Origin of the sequence: Solidesulfovibrio carbinolicus (genome assembly GCF_004135975.1) — a bacterium.
GTDB lineage: Bacteria > Desulfobacterota > Desulfovibrionia > Desulfovibrionales > Desulfovibrionaceae > Solidesulfovibrio > Solidesulfovibrio carbinolicus.
Genome location: NZ_CP026538.1, coordinates 1,955,772 through 1,974,834, shown reverse-complemented (window position 1 = coordinate 1,974,834; position 19,063 = coordinate 1,955,772). Strand labels below are relative to the sequence as shown.

Sequence of the window (19,063 nt, the reverse complement as noted above, 5' to 3'; positions counted from 1 at the left end):
ACGGGCTGCTTCGGCCACATGTGATGGTTCGCCCGCGCCGTCGGCCTTGCATCCCAAAAGGGTCTGTCCGGATCAAGGACCTCTTGTCCCTAAATACCGTGGAGATGCCTGTGAACCTGACCGTCATCGCCGGCAATAGACTGGAAACCCTGGTCGATACGTTCCTGCGCGATACGCCGCCCCCGGCCGACCCTTTCGCCAAGCGGCTGGTCGTGGTGCAAAACCGAGGCATGGAACGGCATCTCCGCATGGAGATGGCCCGCCGTCACGGCGTCTGCTGCGGCATGGAATTCCCCTTTCCGGTTACCCTGGCCTACCGTCTCTTTTCCAGGCTTGTTCCGGATCTTCCCAAGGAGGACGACTCCTCCCAGGCGGCCATGACCTGGCGCATCCTTGCGGCGCTTGAAACGCCGGCCGTGCGCGATCCTTCCGTCGCAGCCTTCGAACCGGTCCGCCGCTATCTCGGGGACGGCTCGCCGCTCAAGGCTTGGCAACTTGCCCGGGAGATCGCCCGGACCTTTGACCGGTACCTCATCTTCCGGCCGGACATGGTCCAGGCCTGGGAAGATGGACACCCGGACAACACCGTTCCCCATGAAGCCTGGCAGGCCCTGCTATGGCAGGTCATCTGGCGGGAAGGGAACTGCCACCGCGTCCGGGCGCGCGAGCGGTTTTTCCAGTCCCTTGCTGGCAACGAAGCGGCAAAGGCCCTTCCCGAGACGATCGCCTTTTTCGCCGTGGCCTCGCTGCCGCGTTTCTACACCGACATCTTCACAGAAATCGCCCGCCACGTGCCCATCACCTTTTATCTCTTGGAGCCCGCCCCTTCCGCCGACCTGCCCGATGAGGCTTCCGGTGACACCTCACGTGAGACCTCCCTCGCCTGGAATGAGGCGGGAGCGAATTACCGGGCCCGTCTCGTCGCGTCCGCCACGCACCGTGAGACGTGTTACAGCCCTCCCACCGGCGACCGGATCCTCGACCTCCTGCACCAAGACCTTTTTGGGACCGTCGCCCCGTCCGACAAGTGGCGGGAAGCTCTTCGAAGCGATGCGCATTCGGTCCAGGTCCACTGCTGCCATGGTCCGGTACGTGAACTGGAAGTCCTGCAGGATGTCCTTCTGGACATCCTGCAGCGCCGTCCGGACATCGATCCACGGGACATCGTGGTGATGATGCCTGACCCTGCGTCCCGAAGCGGCTACGTACGCGCCGTGTTTGAATCCGCAACGCCCCGCGACCGTCGGGTGCCGTTTCGGATTGTCGCCCCGGGCAGGTCCGAGCCGGAACCGGTCATCGAAACCCTGTTCCGTCTCCTTGCCATCCCACTCGAACGGTTCAGCCTAGCGAGCGTCTTGTCCCTTCTCGAATGTGAAGCCATCCGAGCCCGGTTCGGGCTTGCGGCACGCGACCGGACCTTAGTGAGCGACTGGTTTACCGAGGCCGGCGCGCGCTGGGCCATCGACGCCGCCCACAAAACGGAACTCGGCCTGCCGTCCCTGGATGATTTCACTTGGTCTTCCGCCGCCGCCCGCCTGATCCTCGGCCATGCCTTGCCGGAGGACGGTCACCGTCTTTGCCAGGGGGTGGCGCCGCTGGAGATGGCCGAGGGAACCGGGGCCGCCATCCTGGGGCGTTTTCTGGAATTTTTCTCCACTCTGGTCGCGGTGCTCGCGCCTCTCGACGAGCCGGCCTCCATGACACAGTGGCACATCCGCCTCTGCTCGCTTCTAGAGAACATGTTCGCCGGGCCGGAAGCCGAGTCCGGCCAGCTCGTGGAACAGACACTGGCCGCCATGGCCTACGAGGCCGAACGCGCCGGCTGTGCCACGCGTCTGGACCTGCAGACGGTGACGGAAGCGTTGCGGGAGCGCCTGGATGAAGGTGGCTCTTCCACCGGACTCTTTTCCGGGGCGGTCACCTTTTCCGACATGCAGGCTTTGCGAGGGGTACCGTTCAAGGTCGTGGCCGTTATTGGACTTGATGACGGTGCCTTTCCGGGTCGCAATCGTCGGCCGGGCTTTGACCTCATGCAGGCCCGCCCGCAACCCGGAGACCCCGAGCAACGGGCTGACGACCGCAGACTCCTCCTCGAAGCCATCCTCTCCGCCCGGGAAATTTTCATCATGACCTACCGGGGCCGTACCCAGGAAGAGAACGCCGCCCTTCCTCCGAGCGTGGCAATCAGCGAACTTCTGGATTGCATTGACAGCCGCAGCCGTAGCGCTGACGAACCCAGGCCGTCCGAACGACTGTTGCGGATTCACCGACTGCAATCCTTTCACAGCGATTATTTCAGGCCCCATGGTGACCCGCGCTTTTTCAGCTACTCCTCGGAGAACTGCCAGTGCGCCCGGGAACGCGGCAAAGGGGGGACACCCTTTGTCACGGCCGCGCTCGATGAACGGCCAGGCCTTCTGCCCGCCCCCCTCGGGCTCGATCTGCTGCGTCGCTTCCTGGAAAACCCTTGCAGGTTCTTTCTCGAAAATCGCCTTGGAGTTCGTTTCCCAAAGGATGGCGGAACGCTTGAGACCACGGAGCCCCTCGACGGTCTAAACCGCCTGGAGCGTTACCTGTGCTGCCAGGATGTCCTGAACGACCTTTTCGCAGGAACGCCAATCCAGGACATCAGCGCCCACCTGCAAAGGGCAAACCGGCTTCCACCCGGCGCGCCCGGTCTCTTCACGCTCCACGACATCCAGGACACGACGCATGGCCTGATGGAGTGCGTCAATGCCGCATGCGACGGCATGGCTATCACCAACCTCACCGCATCCACCAAGGTGACACTCCCTTCCGGACCGATACTGATTAAAGGCTCCGTCCAGGGGGTCCTCCCGGACAGGCTCCTGCGGTGGCGTCCGGGAACGATTCGCCCCCGGGATCAACTGAGCGGATGGCTGGACCATGTCTTTCTCCATGCCTCCGCCTGCGGACGTCCCGAAACGCTTTTGATTGGTACAAAGGGCCAATGCCGCCTCACCTCCCCGACGGATCCCGAAGGCGTCCTCAAAACCCTGCTCGCGCTTCTCCTGCGGGGGACTCGGGAGCCGGTGCCGTTTTTCCCCAAGACCTCCGAGGCCTTCGCCAAGTCATACCGGGAAAAGAAAGACACGGCAGTGGCTTTGAAAAAGGCCGAAGAGGCTTGGTACGGCAACGAATATCGGCACATCGAGGGGGATGGAGCAGATCGCCATTTCGCCAAATGCTTTCCCGATGCGACCCACCTGCGGCAAAAGGAATTTCAGAAAATCGCCTGCGCGGTCTTCGACCCTCTCCTCAACCAACTGGAGAAAATAGAATGACATCCCCCGGTCCGGTTCGAAAACCCCTTGATCTCGGGAGCGTTCCCCTGTCCGGGTGTCGTACCGTGGTCGAGGCCAGCGCGGGTACGGGAAAGACCTACGCCCTGGCGGCTCTATTTCTGCGCTTGGTCCTCGAACAGGGACTCGGCGTGGACGAGGTGCTCGTGGTCACCTTCACTGAGGCCGCGACCGCCGAACTCAAGACCCGCATCCGCGCCCGCCTTATGGAGGCGCTGGCGGCCTGCGATCCGAAGGCGGCTCCCCCCGGCGATCCCTTCCTGACTCAACTCCTTGGCTCCGTAGGCCACCGTTTAGCCGGAGAGCGTGCATCAAAGGCGTTGCTCGATTTCGATCTCGCCGCTATCCACACCATTCACGCCTTCTGCAAAAGGATCCTCACTGACTGCGCCTTCGAGTGCGGCGGACTTTTTCGCTTCACCATGCTTACCGATGAGACCCTCTGCCATCGGCAGGCTGTCCAGGATTTTTACCGTGCCCATGTCCAGGAAGGTGAAGCCGTCGTGGCCGCGCGCCTGGCTGGAACATTCACGGAAAAACTCCACGGCCTGCTCGATAAGGGAATCCGGAACCCCCGCCTGCGGATCCTGCCCGACGACCTTCCGGAAAACTGCACGGACAGGGACTGCTTTTCGCGAGATCTTGAAGTGATGCTTTTTAAGGCCGGGGATGCGTGGAAGGACCTGCGGGAAGAATTCTGCTCCTGCCTGGACAACAGGACCATGCTCAAAAATCACTTACGAGAGGAGGATCTGCCGGGCATGAAGGAGGCCCTGGACAGGTTCTTTGAAAATGGAACTTCGCCACTGTTTCTTCCAGCGGACATCGACCGTCTTTGTGCCTCGAGTCTGGTCGCCAACCTGAAAAAAAAGGCGCCCCCTCCCGCACATCCCTTCTTTACACATCTGGAAAACCTGCTCAGCCACCTGGACTTGCGACGCGTGGCGCTCCTGCGGGCATTCGGGCTCGGTTTCGGCAATGCGTTGCGACGGTACAAGGCGGAACGTCGACAACTCGGCTTTTCCGATCTCTTAAACGAAACCCACGCCGCCCTCCACGGCCCCGGCGGCCGCCTCCTGCGCGACAGAGTCCGTGCCGGCCTCAAGGCGGCCCTCATCGACGAGTTCCAGGACACGGACCTGCTCCAATACGAGATCTTTCACACGCTTTTTGCCGAACCGCCGCACGCCCTGTACTGCATCGGCGATCCCAAACAGGCGATCTACGCTTTTCGCGGAGCCGACGTCTTCGCCTACCTGGAAGCTATCCACAACGCTGACCAAATCCTGACCCAGAACGTCAACTGGCGCAGCGATCCCGGCATGCTTGCAGCCGTGAAGGCGATCTTCGGCGCCAAGGAGCCCTTTGTCTTCCGGGAAATCGCCTTTGAACCCGTCAGTCCGCGCCCCGGTGCGAAACAGCGGTTGACCGTCGCCGACGAAGGTCCGGCGTGCCTGCGCGTCTGGCATATACGCTCGGAAGATATTGGGGACGAACCCGGCGGAAACGTCGCCAAGGGGAAAGCTGAACAGCCGGTGGCCTTGGCTGTGGCCGAAGAGATCGTCCGACTCCTCATCCTGTCCAGTCAGGGGAAAGCCACCATTACTGATGCCACTAGCGGACAAAAACGTCCCCTGGCTGCCTCAGATTTCGCCGTATTAGTCAAAAGCCACAAGGAGGCGGGCATCATCAGGGAGGCCTTGGCGGCACGAGGCATCCCAAGTGTTCGACAACAGACCGACAAAATCTTTGAGTCCGTTGAGGCCGACGAACTGGCCATCGTGCTTCGCGCAGTGGCCGCATACGACAGGGAGGGACTGCGACGTGCGGCTCTGTCCACAGCCATTCTGGGGTGGACCGCCGCCGATCTGGACCGGCTCGACATCGACGACGCACTGCGTGAGGAACTACTCGAACAGTTTGCGGAGTACCATTCTATCTGGGCCGGACAGGGCGTCATGGCCTTCGTCGCTGTGCTTTTTTCCAGGGGAAAGGTTCGAGAGCGCCTACTTGGCCTACCCGATGGGGAACGGCGGATGACCAACCTCCTGCAGTGCGTCGAACTGCTCCATCAACGCGAGATCGAGACGGGACTTGGCGTCCTGGATCTAGCCGCCTGGCTGGAGGCAATCCGATCCGGTTCAAACGACGCCGAGGACGAGGCGGGGGAGATGCTCATCCGCCTGGAGACCGACGCGCCGGCCGTGCGGATCATGACCGTGCACAAGAGCAAGGGGCTCGAATTCGAGATCGTCTTTCTCCCCTACGTCGCCTGGAGCGATCCAAAGGAGATCGATCGCAGCGTCTACCACGATCCGATGAAGGGTCACATACCTACCCTGGACCTTTCCAAGGAACTTCCTGAACCGACGAGGGCGAGAATAGAGCAAGAACTCGAGGCCGAGCGGATGCGCCTTTTCTATGTGGCCCTGACTCGGGCTAAATGCCGTTGTTACCTTGCCTGGGGGGCGTTTGGCAGTGTGAAGCGAACACCTCTTGGACGTCTTGTCCATGAAGGCAAAATACCCACAGCCGAGACAGTAGACAGAGCGTTGAAAGATCTGGCTTCGAACTGCCCTTCCATAGAGATCGCGCCCCTGCCCCGACCTTCGGACACACGCCTCCCGGCCGACAATCCAGACCCTGTCACGTTGGAAGCGAGACAATTCACCCGCCATCTCGACCCATCGTTCGGCACCACGAGCTTCACTGCGCTGTCCAGGAACGCGTCCGATGCGTCAAGGCTGCCCCTTTTCGAGCGGGATGAGACCAATACCCCCACCGTCGCCACCCTCGCCACAGCCCGGCGCGACCGGCTTCCGGCCGGAGCCGTGCCCGGCATCATGTTCCATACCTTTTTCGAGCGGCTTGATTTTCAGGCTGCGGCCTCATCCGATCCTGACGCGCGTCTCGGCATCGAGCGTTGGGCTGCCCACTGTCTGATCCGTCACGGTCTGTCCAGGGACCTGTCCGGGGAACTGGCCGACTTGGCCCAGCGGGTGGTCCTTGCACCGTTGCCGGACGGCTTTACCCTGGCTGATGTCGTCAGGGACCATACGGCTGCCGAGATGGAGTTCCTGCTTCCCCTGGACCGGCTGGACGGCCCCACCCTCGCCCGAATTTATGCCCAGTGGGCGAACAGTTTCCCGTACGACTGGAGCCCATGGGCCGCCAAATTGCGCCCGTCCGTCCGCCAGGGCTTTCTGACCGGCTCCATGGACCTCGTCTTTTGCCACGGCGGCCGCTATTACCTGCTCGACTGGAAGTCGAACCGCCTCCCGCCGCAGGACCATGCCCCGGAACGCCTGCCTGTGGTCATGGCGGAAAACCGCTATTTCCTCCAGTACCACCTCTACTGCCTGGCCCTCGATCGCCACCTACGCGCCACCTGCCCCGGCTACGACTACGATCTCCACTTCGGCGGGGTTTTGTATATCTTCCTGCGCGGCGCCAGCCCGGACGCCGTCGGCCAGGGAATCTTCCACGACCGCCCGGCCCAGGGGTTCCTGATGGACCTGGAACAAGCGATCCTGACGCCGCACGCAAGGGAGGCGACCCATGCTTCGCACTGAGTCCCCGGCTGTCACCAAGCTTCGCGAGATGCCGATGTTCGAACCTATGGACCTGCATTTCGCGAACTGCCTCTGCCACCTAGGCGATTGTCATGCGGATGACCTGGCCCTGGCCGCCGCGCTGACCAGCCGGGGCACGGGCCTCGGGCATATCTGCATCGATCTCTCCTTGCCACTCGAAACGATCTTTCCGGAGATCTCTTTTCCACTACCCGACGCGACACGCCTACTGTCCGCTTTGTCCGGTCTCCCCTGTCTCGGCGGACCGGAGGATTTCACCCCCCTCGTGCTCGACGGCACCCGGCTCTATCTGAGACGCTATCACCAATACGAACGGGATCTGGCCGAAGGCCTCCTGAAGCTTGCCACAAAGCCTGCCGCAACCGATGAACACGCCGCCCGGGAAGCCTTGCGCCGACTCTTTCCAGACGGTGCAAGCGAACTGGACATGCAGATGGCCTCGACGTTCTCCGCCTGTCGTTCGCATCTTGCCGTGATTACCGGCGGCCCTGGCACGGGCAAGACCTTTACCGCCGCCCGCATTGTGGCCATGCTCCAGGACCTCGAGGGAATCCCCGGCCACCGCATCGCCCTTGCTGCGCCAACGGGCAAGGCGGCCGCACGACTTTACGAATCCTTGCGCCAAGCGTTTGCAATACCCGCCCTCACCGCAAGAGCCAATGACCTGCCCACCGAAGCGACCACCCTGCACCGACTACTCGGCCTGCGCCCGAACTCGCCCAAGACACGCCATGACCGGGACAACCCCCTGCCCTACTCCTTGGTGTTCGTAGATGAAGCCTCCATGGCCTCTTTGCCGGTCATGGCCAAACTGGTTCGCGCGCTCCCCAATGAGGCGCGACTCATCCTGCTCGGCGATCGCGATCAATTGGCCTCGGTGGAAGCCGGAGCGGCCCTGGCAGACATCTGCGGCGACGGCTGGGTCACAGGGTTTTCAGGAAAATTCCGGGAGTCCCTGGCAAGGGTTTTCCCAAAGGCCCAGGACCTGCCGTCGGCACCGGAACCAACGCCCCCCCTCGCCGACGCCGTGGTCCACCTAAACCGGACATGGCGTTTCGATGACACGAGCGGCATCGCAGCCGTCAGTCGAGCCGTGCGAACGGGGGATGCGGATGCGACGCTCGCCGTCCTGGCTGAGCCACATATAGACCTGACCTGGGTGCAACCGAAAACGAATGAGGAAGTCTGGACCGCCCTCGAACCGCTCATCCATGGATATACGGCGGCCCTGAATGCACACTCGCCGGATGAGGCCTTCAGGGCCTGGGGTAGTCTGCGGTTGCTGACGCCACTGCGGCAGGGGGCCTATGGCGTAGAAGGTCTGAACCGACACATCGATGGCTTGCTCAGGGAACGGGGAGCCATAGTGCGCTCGGGATTCTGGCATCCGGGCAAGCCGGTTCTGATCACGCGCAACGACCCATCGCTGGGTCTCTTCAACGGCGATATGGGCGTGGCCCTCGAGGACGAGACGGGATCCCTGCGAGTATGGTTTCCCGGAACCCACGGCGGCTGGAGGCACTTCTCTCCGACACGCTTGACAGCTGTGGAGGAAGTTTACGCCATGACGGTCCACAAGTCCCAGGGATCGGAGTTTGATGTGGTCTATTTCCTGTTGCCGGACCGGGAGAGTCCTGTCTTGACGCGAGAACTGCTTTATACCGCCATCACGCGGGCCAAAAAACAGGCAATGGTCATTGGCGGTAGCAAGTTGATCAGGGACTGCGTCACGAAGGTGATATCCAGGCATTCAAACCTGCGAAATCTGCTGGTTGCGCAGGACTGGACACACAGTGATGCCAACGGCAAAGGGGACCAAGCCGTCAAAGGAAATTAGGGTCAGGGACTTCGTGAGGTAAATCAATAGGCGTTGATCATGACGCTCAGTTCGCTCTTGATCCTCTCCCGAACCTGTTTCGGTTCAAGGACCGTCGCACGTTTCCCGAAACTGAGTGCCCAGGAGACAACTTCCTCTTCATTGGCAGCCGTAAATTCAAGGACAATGTCCCCGTTGTCTTGAGGCGTTATGCATTGATCAGTGCTCCATTCGCGTTCCCGAACATAGGTAGCCGCGAAGGTGTCGAAAAGAACCTTGATACGAATGGGCTCATGCTTAATGATCCCGAAGTAGTTATCCATTTCAGCTGGGTAGGAAACCTCCCGCGTAAGTGGCGTCCTGGCCAACTCCTTGATGCGATGGACCGCGAGGACCATTGGTCCGACTTCGTCATGTGGACGTTGACTGTTCAATTTTACACCACACGCATAAATAGACTCACGATAAGAAGAGAGAGTAACGGGAACGAACATGTGTTCTCGTGGTTCATCTTTTGCTACAGCCTGATATTTGAGTAGACAGACGCTATGATCACGTATGGCTGATTCCAATTCAAGAATTACGCCACCAAATGGAGAATAATCAATTCTTCCTTTGACTTCTGACCTGCAAATGGTCTCAAAACTTTGAGCACGTTGGCTTAAGTCTTCAACTAATGATGCCGCAGTGTTAATAGTATTACCAATCTCGTCTTTAATAGATTCTGGCATGAGATGAGAGACCATATCCCTGCACATTATCAGATGGCGGATTTGATCTGGACTGAGAAAGACTAGCGGGCGCTTGGGGGTATTCAGTTTAAATTTTATTTCATTACCAATTTTTTGACGAACTAAACATTCACCAGCCCATCTCTCAATAGCTTCAATCCTCCGAAGAATAGTGCTTTTGGAGCAATTAAACTTTTCACTAAGTTTCGTCAGAGAATAAGATTCCCCTGTAAACAATAAAAGAACAAAGAGAGAAATTGTCTTTTCAGACGGGGTAGACTCCTCGGCCGGCATTTTTCACCTCCAGAAGAAGAAACATCTTCCGTCAAATGTAAAAAACAGGATTCCGAAAACTGGAATGCCTGTCAATTAATATCTCCTCGGAACACCTCGGATTCTCCAAGCGGAGGACGATTCAATGGCAAGTTTCGAGCAGCACTGCCAGGAAACTCAAAATATTTTAGGAAAACGGTACGAAGCCGTCCATAAATGGCTCGACGAGTTCTTCCTCGTCCCCCCTTATGGAACACGCCACCGCCGACTCCGTCACCATGAAGCAGGCATCCGTGAAGTGGAGAGATTATTCGGCCTGGAAGCTGCCAAGGCAGCCCGTATTCACATACTGATGGACTTGCGGATGGAAGGCTGGAGAGACGGAGATCCCTTCCCTTGTGACGAGGCCCACTTTGTAGATCTTGGACTATGGTAATACTAAAAGAATGATGTTTTAAGAATATAATTCTTAAGACCAGTACCATAGAATCAGACCAGCAGTTCGCCAAAGATAGTTTTCCCAAAACACTGGGCCAATCCAAACCTTTTTACTCGCATGAGCACGAGCGCAAGCTGGCTGCGAACTGTATCGTATCAATATTAAAGAATAAAGACGGAGTCGCTGTCCTGCATAAAGGAGTCAAATTCCTCAAAATTCATAAAGGGCAGGTGTGTAGAGAAAATCTGGCATATATTCTCCAAACCGTGTATAAATCGCAAAGGATCCCACTGCAGCACCGATGCTTCTAGAGTGTCCATGGAAGAGAGCAAGATCGCCTTTCTCTCGGCAATATTATTATTAATGAGTTGTTCAAGTTCGAGCCTTTTAGCCCGCATGAGGGGAATTGCCGTTAAAGTCATATCATGAATTCTTTCCCGCCTCACTCGGGCTGTCTTGACTTTCGCACACTCTCCAAGACTGACTAAGCCGGATTGGTGTAGCATATTACCAATATAATACCCTACTGTAGAGCCGACTAAAGCACCAACAACTGGAATAGGTATTACAACCTGCCCTAATGCTCCGTAATAAAAAGCTGTCGCACCAGTAATCGCGACATGGCTAATTTCTGAAAGCATTACTTCCTCGTCAATATCACCTTTTAAATAAGACGCCACCGACTTGCATGACTGGACAAACCCAGTTGCTATGGCAATATGAGCGTTCGACTTAGCTATGACATTTACGCTGCACTCGCTCAGACACTTGCCCGCTCCATGAAGAAATCCCTTGCTCGCGGCGGTGGTGACGTAGCCCACGACCGCGCCAGAAGCTGCGTCCATAGTAACTTTGGCCAATGTTTCCCCAACGGTGGCTTCCCCACGCGCGATCCTGAATAGACCACCAACGGCCGAAACGCCACCAGCCACCGAGCCACTAATCCTGGCGGCCTCCATCCCTGAGTGGTGCATGTCGCCCAGGACTCCTTTACGCTTGAAGTCCGAAGCCATATCGGTGGCAGTTTCAATCTTTGTCGCGTCCAAGGCTTCCTGACGAGTGGTGCCACCAGAGGAGACGTCGCCGTGACTAAGCTCGCCCTTGAGGTGCCGCTTAGTTTGGGCATAGTCCTCGGACTTCAAAGTACCTTTACCAAGGCGCTGATCAAGCAGATCTTCTGCTTTCACGTGCTGGTCTTTAGGTAAAAGCCGGTCCATCTCCTTATATTTGGGGTCAGAAAGGGCAAAAACACTTTGAGCAGCGTTGTCACACGATTTGGCTTGAACCTCTCGTAACACCTTCTTGCCCTTGCGGATTAGGATATCTTCCAAGGCATGCGGATCTCCGAGGGCGTCAGTAGTAACGGCATGGGTGGTAGCTCCCTTGCCTAGACTGTCGAGATTATATTTGATAACCTCAAGTTGCTCGAACATGCGTCCTTGAGTGAGGACTTCAGCGCAGTTCTGCCATTTTGACGCCAGATCCATGAGGCGGTCAGAATCAGCGAAGATGCGCCTAGTGTGTTCCGTCAAGTGCTGTGTCCTATGATCGGAAACGATAGTCGAGGCATACTCAAGTAGTTTCCGGTCTATAGAAACCTTGTCGACTATTTGGTCTAGGTCTGACATTTTGAGCTCTACCTGCGACTTACATCTGATTAATTTTATTGATTTCTCGATCAGTATCAGCAAGAACTCTTCTGGATGCACTGGTCAGTGCACCGTCTTTGTCTAAGATTGGTGTTTCCAAAACAACTTTTAGCGTCTTAGCTAGAAGGGCTGCCATCATCACTCCTTTCCTATCCGGAAGAGAGTACTCGCTATAGTCGCAACGTCCAGAGGCAACTAGCCATCGAAGCCCACCCAGCAAGGGCTGAAAAATCCGATCCAATTTCAGCAATAGTTGGTCAATTTCTGCCAAGCGCTTCTGTATTCCGTTGGTAGCAACCTCAGCTGTCTTCATCTGCTGCGCAGCCATACGCGCTTTGTCCCGGTTAGCGTAGGCATTGTGTTTAGCCTCCTCTGCCTTAGCAGCGAGCATCATCCCACCAATAGCAAGGACGGGACCGGCCACTATACCTCCGAGAACAGCCGTTCCGCCTGCTACGCCCAGTCCCCCAGCGCTGAGCGCGCCACCACCAAGCCAAGCTAGAGTGGCATTGGTCGCAGCGACTCCACCCAAAGAAGCGATAGCAGTTCCAGTGCTTGCCGTGGCTAATGTACCGACACCACCGTAAGCCGCCAACCCTGCTAGACCACCTGCGCCTAAAGCAGCTATGCCACCTCCGACAACCTCCTGCATTTTTAATGCAACTCTGGTGATTTCCCGTAAATCGTCACTCGATATGGCCATCTCCTTCAACTCGTCAGCAATCATTTTATCCTGAAAATCGATAGCCTTAATCTTTGAAAAAAACTCAACAAACGGAATGATGCTGTTTTTATAAACTTGAAACTTTGTTTCGCCCAAATTTTTTAAAGCATATTTAGCTCCATCACGCGCAACTTTAAGCTTCTCACACGCGTCGTCGTAAATAGTAGTTGCCTCGTTGTTAAGCACATCAGCTCGATCATAATCTTCTTTAGCGTCGAAACCCTTTTTGACGCCGTAACCACCAGAAAGCAGAGCTATTCCACCCAAGACAATGGGAATAAGGGGCAGTGGCATGATTAATCCTCCATAAAAGCTTGAGCTTCGCTTATGAGATTAAATTGACGAACCACCCATGAGATCATGTCATCTACTTCGAAATCCTTCAAATCAAAAGCGGCAGCCAAACTGTCAAGATACTGTCTTTCTTCGATATTTATCCCACTTTCAGCTTGTGCAATGGCAGCGATCTCAAGAAACGCCGATACGCGCACACGTTTTGAGTTAAAAACCTTCGATAATTCTTCATGTGAACACTTTATAGGGACAATTCCAGGCATTTGTGACTGAAAAATATCCATCATGTGCTGCTCTTCCAAAGCAACAACACCATCTACAGAAGCAATTTCATGAATAAGATGCAAAAAAACAGATTGCTGCTCAGCGGAAAGATTTTGAATAAACACACTCGCCTCCACTGGTTTACCCCATCTATCGGACAGGATCTGTTTATTTTGCAAAAAAGAACATCCTTTTTTGCACAGTTCAACATAAGACTCGAAACTCATTTCACTAGCGAAATCAACAAATTGCCTCTCAACCTGACACTTCATAGGCCTATTATTGTAAATATTACAAGACTTTAACCGCATATTGTAATACAAACAGACACCATCTCCTCTATCGAGGTCATCATACAATCCTCCAAACAGAGTCAGTTGCGAACAACAACCTCCACATCTTTGACATATAAATTGGTATTTTTCCATCAAATCAAACCTAGCGTCAAAAATTGCACTAACTATTGAAAAATATCAAAATTATATAAGTGAGATTGTTTTGATTTTACCTACAAACTCATTACACAAGTCAATCCGCGACCACCGGCATAGCCGTTGGTATGACGATGCCCCCTCGAAGGGGGCTAACGACTCAAGAATAAGAAACTTCCGATATCCTGCCATTATGAATCACTTGTTGGATTGATTACCGAAGGCCAGATTCCCGGAACGGTCGAACCGATTCGGGTCACACCGCCAGAGGCGGTGGTTTAACTGTTGGAATTAGTGATACAATTTCAGCAAACTGACCAAAACTCAACACCCAAGAAAAAAACTCATCTTCATCACTAGCTGTAAATAAAAGTTCAAATTTATCATCGCCCCCGTATCGGCTACAACCGCTACCAAACCCCGGACAGTGACCCCGGTAATCGCCTCAACGGCTAGAGCCCGAGCGAGATATCTCCCTACAAGCGATTCCATCGAAGCACACAAAAATTCAATCAAATGGGATTATTGTGTTAATAACCAAAAGTAACCCTGAAATCCAATGTTTTTTGCAATGCCGACCTAGTGATCATCATTCGGCCATCAGCAAATCTCTCTGGGGGATATGCTTGCCAGCAGCTCCGCCCTGTTATAAGCAATCCTTTGTTTTCAATGGGATGATGCCCGTTTCTTGCGCCTCGAACGACGTTATCAAGGATTGCCGCTGCCCATGTCGCCTCAAAAACTCACTCTCGCCCGCCTCGAACGTCTGCTGTTTACCGCCTGCGATATCCTGCGCGGCAAGATGGATGCCTCCGAATACAAGGAATACATCTTCGGGATGCTGTTCCTCAAGCGGTTAAGCGATCAATTTGACGCTGACAAAGCGCGCCACAAAGCCGAATACGTCGCCAAGGGACTTACGCCCGACCTTATTGCCAGACAGCTGGAGAATCCAGACAAATTCGACTTCTTCGTTCCTGCTGCAGCACGGTGGGAAGCCTTGCGCCATTTGAAAACCAGCGTCGGATCGGGCCTCAACAAAGCCCTGGAGGCCATTGAGGACGCCAATCCCGACAAGTTGCAGGATGTGCTCAAGGGCATCAATTTCAATCGCAAGATCGGCCAGAAGACCATGGACGATGAGACCCTCGTCCAGTTCATCCAGCATTTCGACGAGATTCCGCTGCGCAACGAGGACTTCGAGTTCCCGGATCTGCTTGGCGCGGCCTATGAATACCTCATCAAGTATTTCGCCGACAGCGCCGGCAAGAAAGGCGGCGAGTTCTACACCCCGGCCGAGGTGGTGCGGCTGCTTGTGCAGATCATCGAACCCGGCGAGGGCATGGCCGTCTACGACCCCACCGTCGGCTCGGGCGGCATGCTCATCCAGTCCTGGCAGTATGTGCAGGAATCCGGCGGCGACCCGCGCGACCTCTATCTGGCCGGCCAGGAGGACAACGGCGGCACCTGGGCCATCTGCAAGATGAACATGCTGCTGCACGGCATCAATTCCTTCGACATCCGCCAGGGCGACACCCTGGCCGCGCCGCAGCATTTCGACCCGAACGGCGAGCTGCGCCGTTTCGACCGGGTCATCGCCAATCCGCCCTTCTCCCAGAACTACGTCAAAAAGACCATGCAGCTCCCCGAGAGGTTCCACACCTTCATGCCCGAGAGCGGCAAGAAGGCGGACCTCATGTTCGTGCAGCACATGGTGGCCTCGCTGACCTCCCACGGCAAAATGGCCGTGGTCATGCCCCATGGCGTGCTGTTTCGCGGCGGCGAGGAAAAGGCCGCCCGCAAGCATTTCCTCCGCGACGGCATCCTGGAGGCGGTCATCGGCCTGCCGCCGGGACTGTTCTACGGCACCGGCATTCCGGCCTGCGTGCTGGTCATGAACCGCAAGGACGCCCACGCCCGCACGAGCGCCCTTTTTATCAACGCCGACCGCGACTTCAAGGAAGGCAAGAACCAGAACGCGCTGCGGCCCGAGGACGTGGAATGGATCACCCACGTCTACCGCAACCGGCTCACAGTCCCGAAGTATTCCCGCGAAGTGCCGTATGCCGAGCTGGCCGCCGAGGACTATAACCTCAACATCCGGCGCTATGTGGACAATTCGCCGCCACCCGAGCCCCATGACGTACGGGCGCATCTGCACGGCGGCGTACCCCGGGCCGAGGTCGCGACGCTTGCCCCCTACTTTGCCAATTATCCAGGCCTGTCCGAACTGTTGTTTGTTGCCCGCGACGACAAATACCTCGACTTCGCCCCGGCCATCACCGAAAACGGCGGCCGCGACGGCATCAAGGCGCGCATCGAAGCCTCGCCCGGCGTGGTGGGCAAGCATATGGCCTTCCACGACGCGCTGCAGGATTGGTGGCAGGCCGCGCTGCCGCAGATCGAGGCTTTGCCGGAGAAAATGAACCTCTTCGCACTGCGCCGCGCCCTGCTCGACGACATCGCCGCCGCGCTCGTGCCCCAGGGCATCCTGACGCTGCAGCAAGTGCGCGGGGCCTTTGCCAACTACATGACCGAGCTTACGCCGGACTTCAAATCCGTGGCCGCCAGCGGTTGGGGACCAGAGCTTATCCCGGACGAGGACATCCTTCTCTCGCAGTTTCCCGACGTATTGGAGGGCATTGAGCAGGACAAGGCGCGCATCGCCGAGCTTGAGGCGCTTTTCGCCGCCGCCGACGAGGAAGATGCCGAACCGGACGAGGAATCCGGCGTTTTGCCGTCGGAAGTGGTCAAGTCGCTTCAGGGCGAACGCCAGGAGGCCGGCCAGGAACTCAAGGACTGTCTGACCAACCTCAAAGGCGTCATCGACGAGCTGTATGCCGACGCCAAGGCCAGGGGGCGGCTCGCCAAGGGGCAGCCCAAGGGCTACTTCAAGGAAGGCTTGGCGATACGCTCCGTGGATTTATCCACGCTTGAGCGTATTGTTTCGGTGTATTCCGGGGTGCGCGACAAGCCGGCCGAAACCCTCGGCCAGCTTGAGGCGCTGCGCCAACAAGCGGCCGCTGCGCTTTCGACCAGGGAGCAAATCAACGCCCGCCTCGAACGCCATGCCGCCCTGGCCGAGGAACTGCGCAACCTCAAGGCCGGCGTCAAACAGTCGGAAAAGCGCATGGACGAACTGGTGGCCAAGGCCCGCGAAGCCATCGACGAGGCCGAGGCCAAACGGCTGATCCTGGAGCGGTTCCGGTCGCTGCTCGTCGAGCAGTATGACGGGTATTTGAAGCAGTACCTGCGTGGGTGTGTTGCGGCCGTTGAAAATCTATGGAGCAAGTACGCGGTAACGCTCAAGACGATATTGGCGCAACGCGACGCCGAAGCGGCCAAGCTGGATCGTTTTTTGGTGGAGTTGGGATATGAGTGATACACTGGAAGGAAAACTATGCGACTTTATCACTGTATGCAATGACAAATCAAAACAAGTTAAATCAACTGAATACTTGCCAATTGGAACAATCCCCATCATTGACCAAAGTTCAAGTAAAATTGCCGGATACACCGACAACATACAGCATGCACATACTAATATTTTACCTGCAATAATATTTGGAGACCACACTCGACAAGTAAAATACATAGACTTTCCATTTGCAGCTGGAGCCGACGGCACACAACTCATAAAATCAAACGATAAAATCCATCCAAAATTTTTATATTACAAAGTATGCCAAGCAGCATCATCAATTGGAAACTATGGCTACGACAGACATTTAAAACACTTAAAAGACTTTCCTTTCTCGATTCCAGCTGACAAAAAAATCCAGAGCGATATCGCGAACATTCTATCAACCGTCGACAACCTCATCGAACAAACCGAAGCCGCCATTGCCAAGTATCAGTCCATCAAGCAGGGCATGATGCACGACCTGTTTACGCGGGGCGTGGATGCAAACGGCCATTTGCGGCCGCCGCGCGAGGAAGCGCCGGAGCTGTATAAGGAATCGGAGTTGGGGTGGATTCCGAAGGAGTGGGAGGTTAAACAAGTCCATGAGATTGGTTCTGTGCGATTAGGTCGACAGCGATCCCCCAAGCATACTACTGGAAAACACACCACTCCATACCTTCGTGTCGCAAATGTATTCGATGGCTGGATAGACTATTCAGATATTTTAGCGATGGACTTTACTCCAGAAGAGAAGTTAACCTACAATGTACTTCCCGGAGATATATTTCTAAATGAAGGACAGAGCCTGGAGCTTGTCGGAAGAAGTGCAATTTACGAAGGAGAACCTAATAGATATTGTTTTCAAAATACACTTATTCGATTTAGGGCCTTCCCAGAAAACGACCATAGGTTCTGCTGGTTGGTGTTCAAAAATTGGCTAGACACTGAATTATTCATGACTATCGCCAGACAAACAACATCAGTGGCCCACTTAGGCGCGGACCGATTTGCAAAATTCCCATTTGCGCGACCAACTCGCGAAGAACAGATGCGTATTTCATTGCGGCTCGACACAGTTGAGTCAAAAATCCAGAATACCAGACAGACTAAGGATAAACTGCAAGTACTTAAATCCGGCCTCATGCAAGACCTCCTCTCCGGCCGCGTCCGCGTCCCCACCGCAGACCCCTCCACCACCCAGGAGCCACACCATGCCCCCTAGCGCCAGCCGGCCCTACTCCATCAAAATCTTTCTGCCGCACGGCGACCCGGACGGGCTGCGCGTCATCGGCAAATCCAACTGGACCGGCACAGGCGTGGTCTTTAACCGCACCGCCTACCAGGAAGCGGCCAAACGGCCGGAAATCACCAAGACCGGCGTCTACATCCTGGTCGGTCCGTCCGAGGACAGCAGCCTGCCCACCGTCTACATCGGCGAGGGCGACCCCATAAAGCCGCGCCTGGACAGCCATTACGCAGGCAAAGATTTCTGGACCTGGGCCGTATTCTTCACCGCCGCCGACGGCAGCCTCAACAAGGCGCACGTCAAACACCTGGAATGCCGGCTGGTGGAGCTGGCCAAGGCGGCCAAGCAGGCCAACCTCGACAATGTGCAAACGCCCCAGCCGCCCACCCTGGCCGAGGCCGAGCTGGCCGACACCGAAAGCTTCCTGGCCGACATGCTCGGCATCTTCCCACTGCTCGGCCTGTCGGTGTTCGAGGCACGGGCCGCCACGGCGCGCGGCAAGACCATGCTTTTTCTGAAAGGTACGGACATAGAAGCTCAAGGGTATGAAAGCAGCCGAGGTTTTGTAGTACGAAAAGGCTCTCAAGCAAAAAAGCAGACTGTCCCCTCGTACCCAGATGGCACCGCCAATTTAAGAAATGACTTGATAAGACAGGAAGTTCTAATTAAACAGAACGACACATATGCCTTCTCGCAAGATTATGTTTTTAATTCTCCGAGCCTAGCGGCCAGCATTGTCCTTGGTCGCAATACCAATGGGCGGACAAAGTGGAAGGACAAGAGCGGGAAGACGCTGAAGGAACTGCAAACGTCTGAAGCGAACCAGGAGGCGACGCCCTAGGCCGCTTGCTGCGTCGATGTGACGGACAAGCGAGCC

At 56.2% G+C, this 19,063-nt stretch carries 11 protein-coding genes; 7 read left to right on the top strand and 4 right to left on the bottom strand.

What is annotated here, in order from left to right; all coding sequences use genetic code 11:
- Positions 1-110: 110 nt before the first annotated feature.
- Genes C3Y92_RS08720 through recD form a run of 3 tightly spaced genes read left to right on the top strand, consistent with a single transcriptional unit; the run spans position 111 to position 8,753 of the window.
- Positions 111-3,305 (top strand): exodeoxyribonuclease V subunit gamma, encoded by a 3,195-nt coding sequence (locus C3Y92_RS08720; RefSeq protein ID WP_165352094.1) that lies wholly within the window; start codon positions 111-113, stop codon positions 3,303-3,305.
- Positions 3,206-6,895 carry an exodeoxyribonuclease V subunit beta gene (gene recB, locus C3Y92_RS08715; protein WP_328591077.1) on the top strand — a complete coding sequence of 1,230 codons (3,690 nt, stop codon included), beginning with the start codon at positions 3,206-3,208 and terminating at the stop codon, positions 6,893-6,895. Before C3Y92_RS08720 ends, recB begins: the two co-directional genes overlap by 100 nt.
- Positions 6,882-8,753, top strand: coding sequence for an exodeoxyribonuclease V subunit alpha (recD, locus tag C3Y92_RS08710; RefSeq protein ID WP_129351708.1), 1,872 nt, complete (start codon positions 6,882-6,884; stop codon positions 8,751-8,753). The genes recB and recD overlap by 14 nt, the downstream gene beginning before the upstream one ends.
- Before the next feature lie 23 nt (positions 8,754-8,776).
- On the opposite strand, the gene C3Y92_RS08705 is transcribed toward recD, so the two are convergent.
- On the bottom strand, positions 8,777-9,757 hold the full coding sequence (locus C3Y92_RS08705) for a helix-turn-helix transcriptional regulator (RefSeq protein ID WP_129351706.1): 981 nt from the start codon (positions 9,755-9,757) through the stop codon (positions 8,777-8,779).
- A 124-nt stretch (positions 9,758-9,881) separates the two neighbouring features.
- Between C3Y92_RS08705 and C3Y92_RS08700 the strand changes: the two genes are divergently transcribed.
- Entirely contained in the window at positions 9,882-10,172 is a 291-nt protein-coding gene (locus tag C3Y92_RS08700) for a DUF6915 family protein (RefSeq protein WP_129351704.1), read from the top strand.
- A gap of 164 nt (positions 10,173-10,336) precedes the next feature.
- On the opposite strand, the gene C3Y92_RS08695 is transcribed toward C3Y92_RS08700, so the two are convergent.
- The 3 genes from C3Y92_RS08695 to C3Y92_RS08685 form a co-directional block, all read right to left on the bottom strand.
- A complete protein-coding gene (locus tag C3Y92_RS08695; protein ID WP_129351702.1) occupies positions 10,337-11,608 on the bottom strand; it encodes a hypothetical protein in 1,272 nt (423 codons plus the stop codon).
- A 214-nt stretch (positions 11,609-11,822) separates the two neighbouring features.
- Positions 11,823-12,842 (bottom strand): hypothetical protein, encoded by a 1,020-nt coding sequence (locus tag C3Y92_RS08690; RefSeq protein ID WP_129351700.1) that lies wholly within the window; start codon positions 12,840-12,842, stop codon positions 11,823-11,825.
- A 2-nt stretch (positions 12,843-12,844) separates the two neighbouring features.
- Positions 12,845-13,285 carry a hypothetical protein gene (locus tag C3Y92_RS08685; protein ID WP_129351698.1) on the bottom strand — a complete coding sequence of 147 codons (441 nt, stop codon included), beginning with the start codon at positions 13,283-13,285 and terminating at the stop codon, positions 12,845-12,847.
- A 979-nt stretch (positions 13,286-14,264) separates the two neighbouring features.
- Here C3Y92_RS08685 and C3Y92_RS08680 point away from each other — a divergent pair.
- From C3Y92_RS08680 to C3Y92_RS08670, 3 genes are read left to right on the top strand one after another with little or no spacing between them, the layout of a single operon-like run.
- Positions 14,265-16,919 carry a type I restriction-modification system subunit M gene (locus tag C3Y92_RS08680; protein ID WP_129351696.1) on the top strand — a complete coding sequence of 885 codons (2,655 nt, stop codon included), beginning with the start codon at positions 14,265-14,267 and terminating at the stop codon, positions 16,917-16,919.
- Positions 16,912-18,162: a restriction endonuclease subunit S gene (locus tag C3Y92_RS08675; RefSeq protein WP_129351694.1), complete on the top strand. Its 1,251-nt coding sequence runs from the start codon at positions 16,912-16,914 to the stop codon at positions 18,160-18,162. Before C3Y92_RS08680 ends, C3Y92_RS08675 begins: the two co-directional genes overlap by 8 nt.
- Positions 18,152-19,027 (top strand): GIY-YIG nuclease family protein, encoded by an 876-nt coding sequence (locus tag C3Y92_RS08670; protein ID WP_129351692.1) that lies wholly within the window; start codon positions 18,152-18,154, stop codon positions 19,025-19,027. The genes C3Y92_RS08675 and C3Y92_RS08670 overlap by 11 nt, the downstream gene beginning before the upstream one ends.
- The last annotated feature ends 36 nt before the right edge of the window (positions 19,028-19,063 follow it).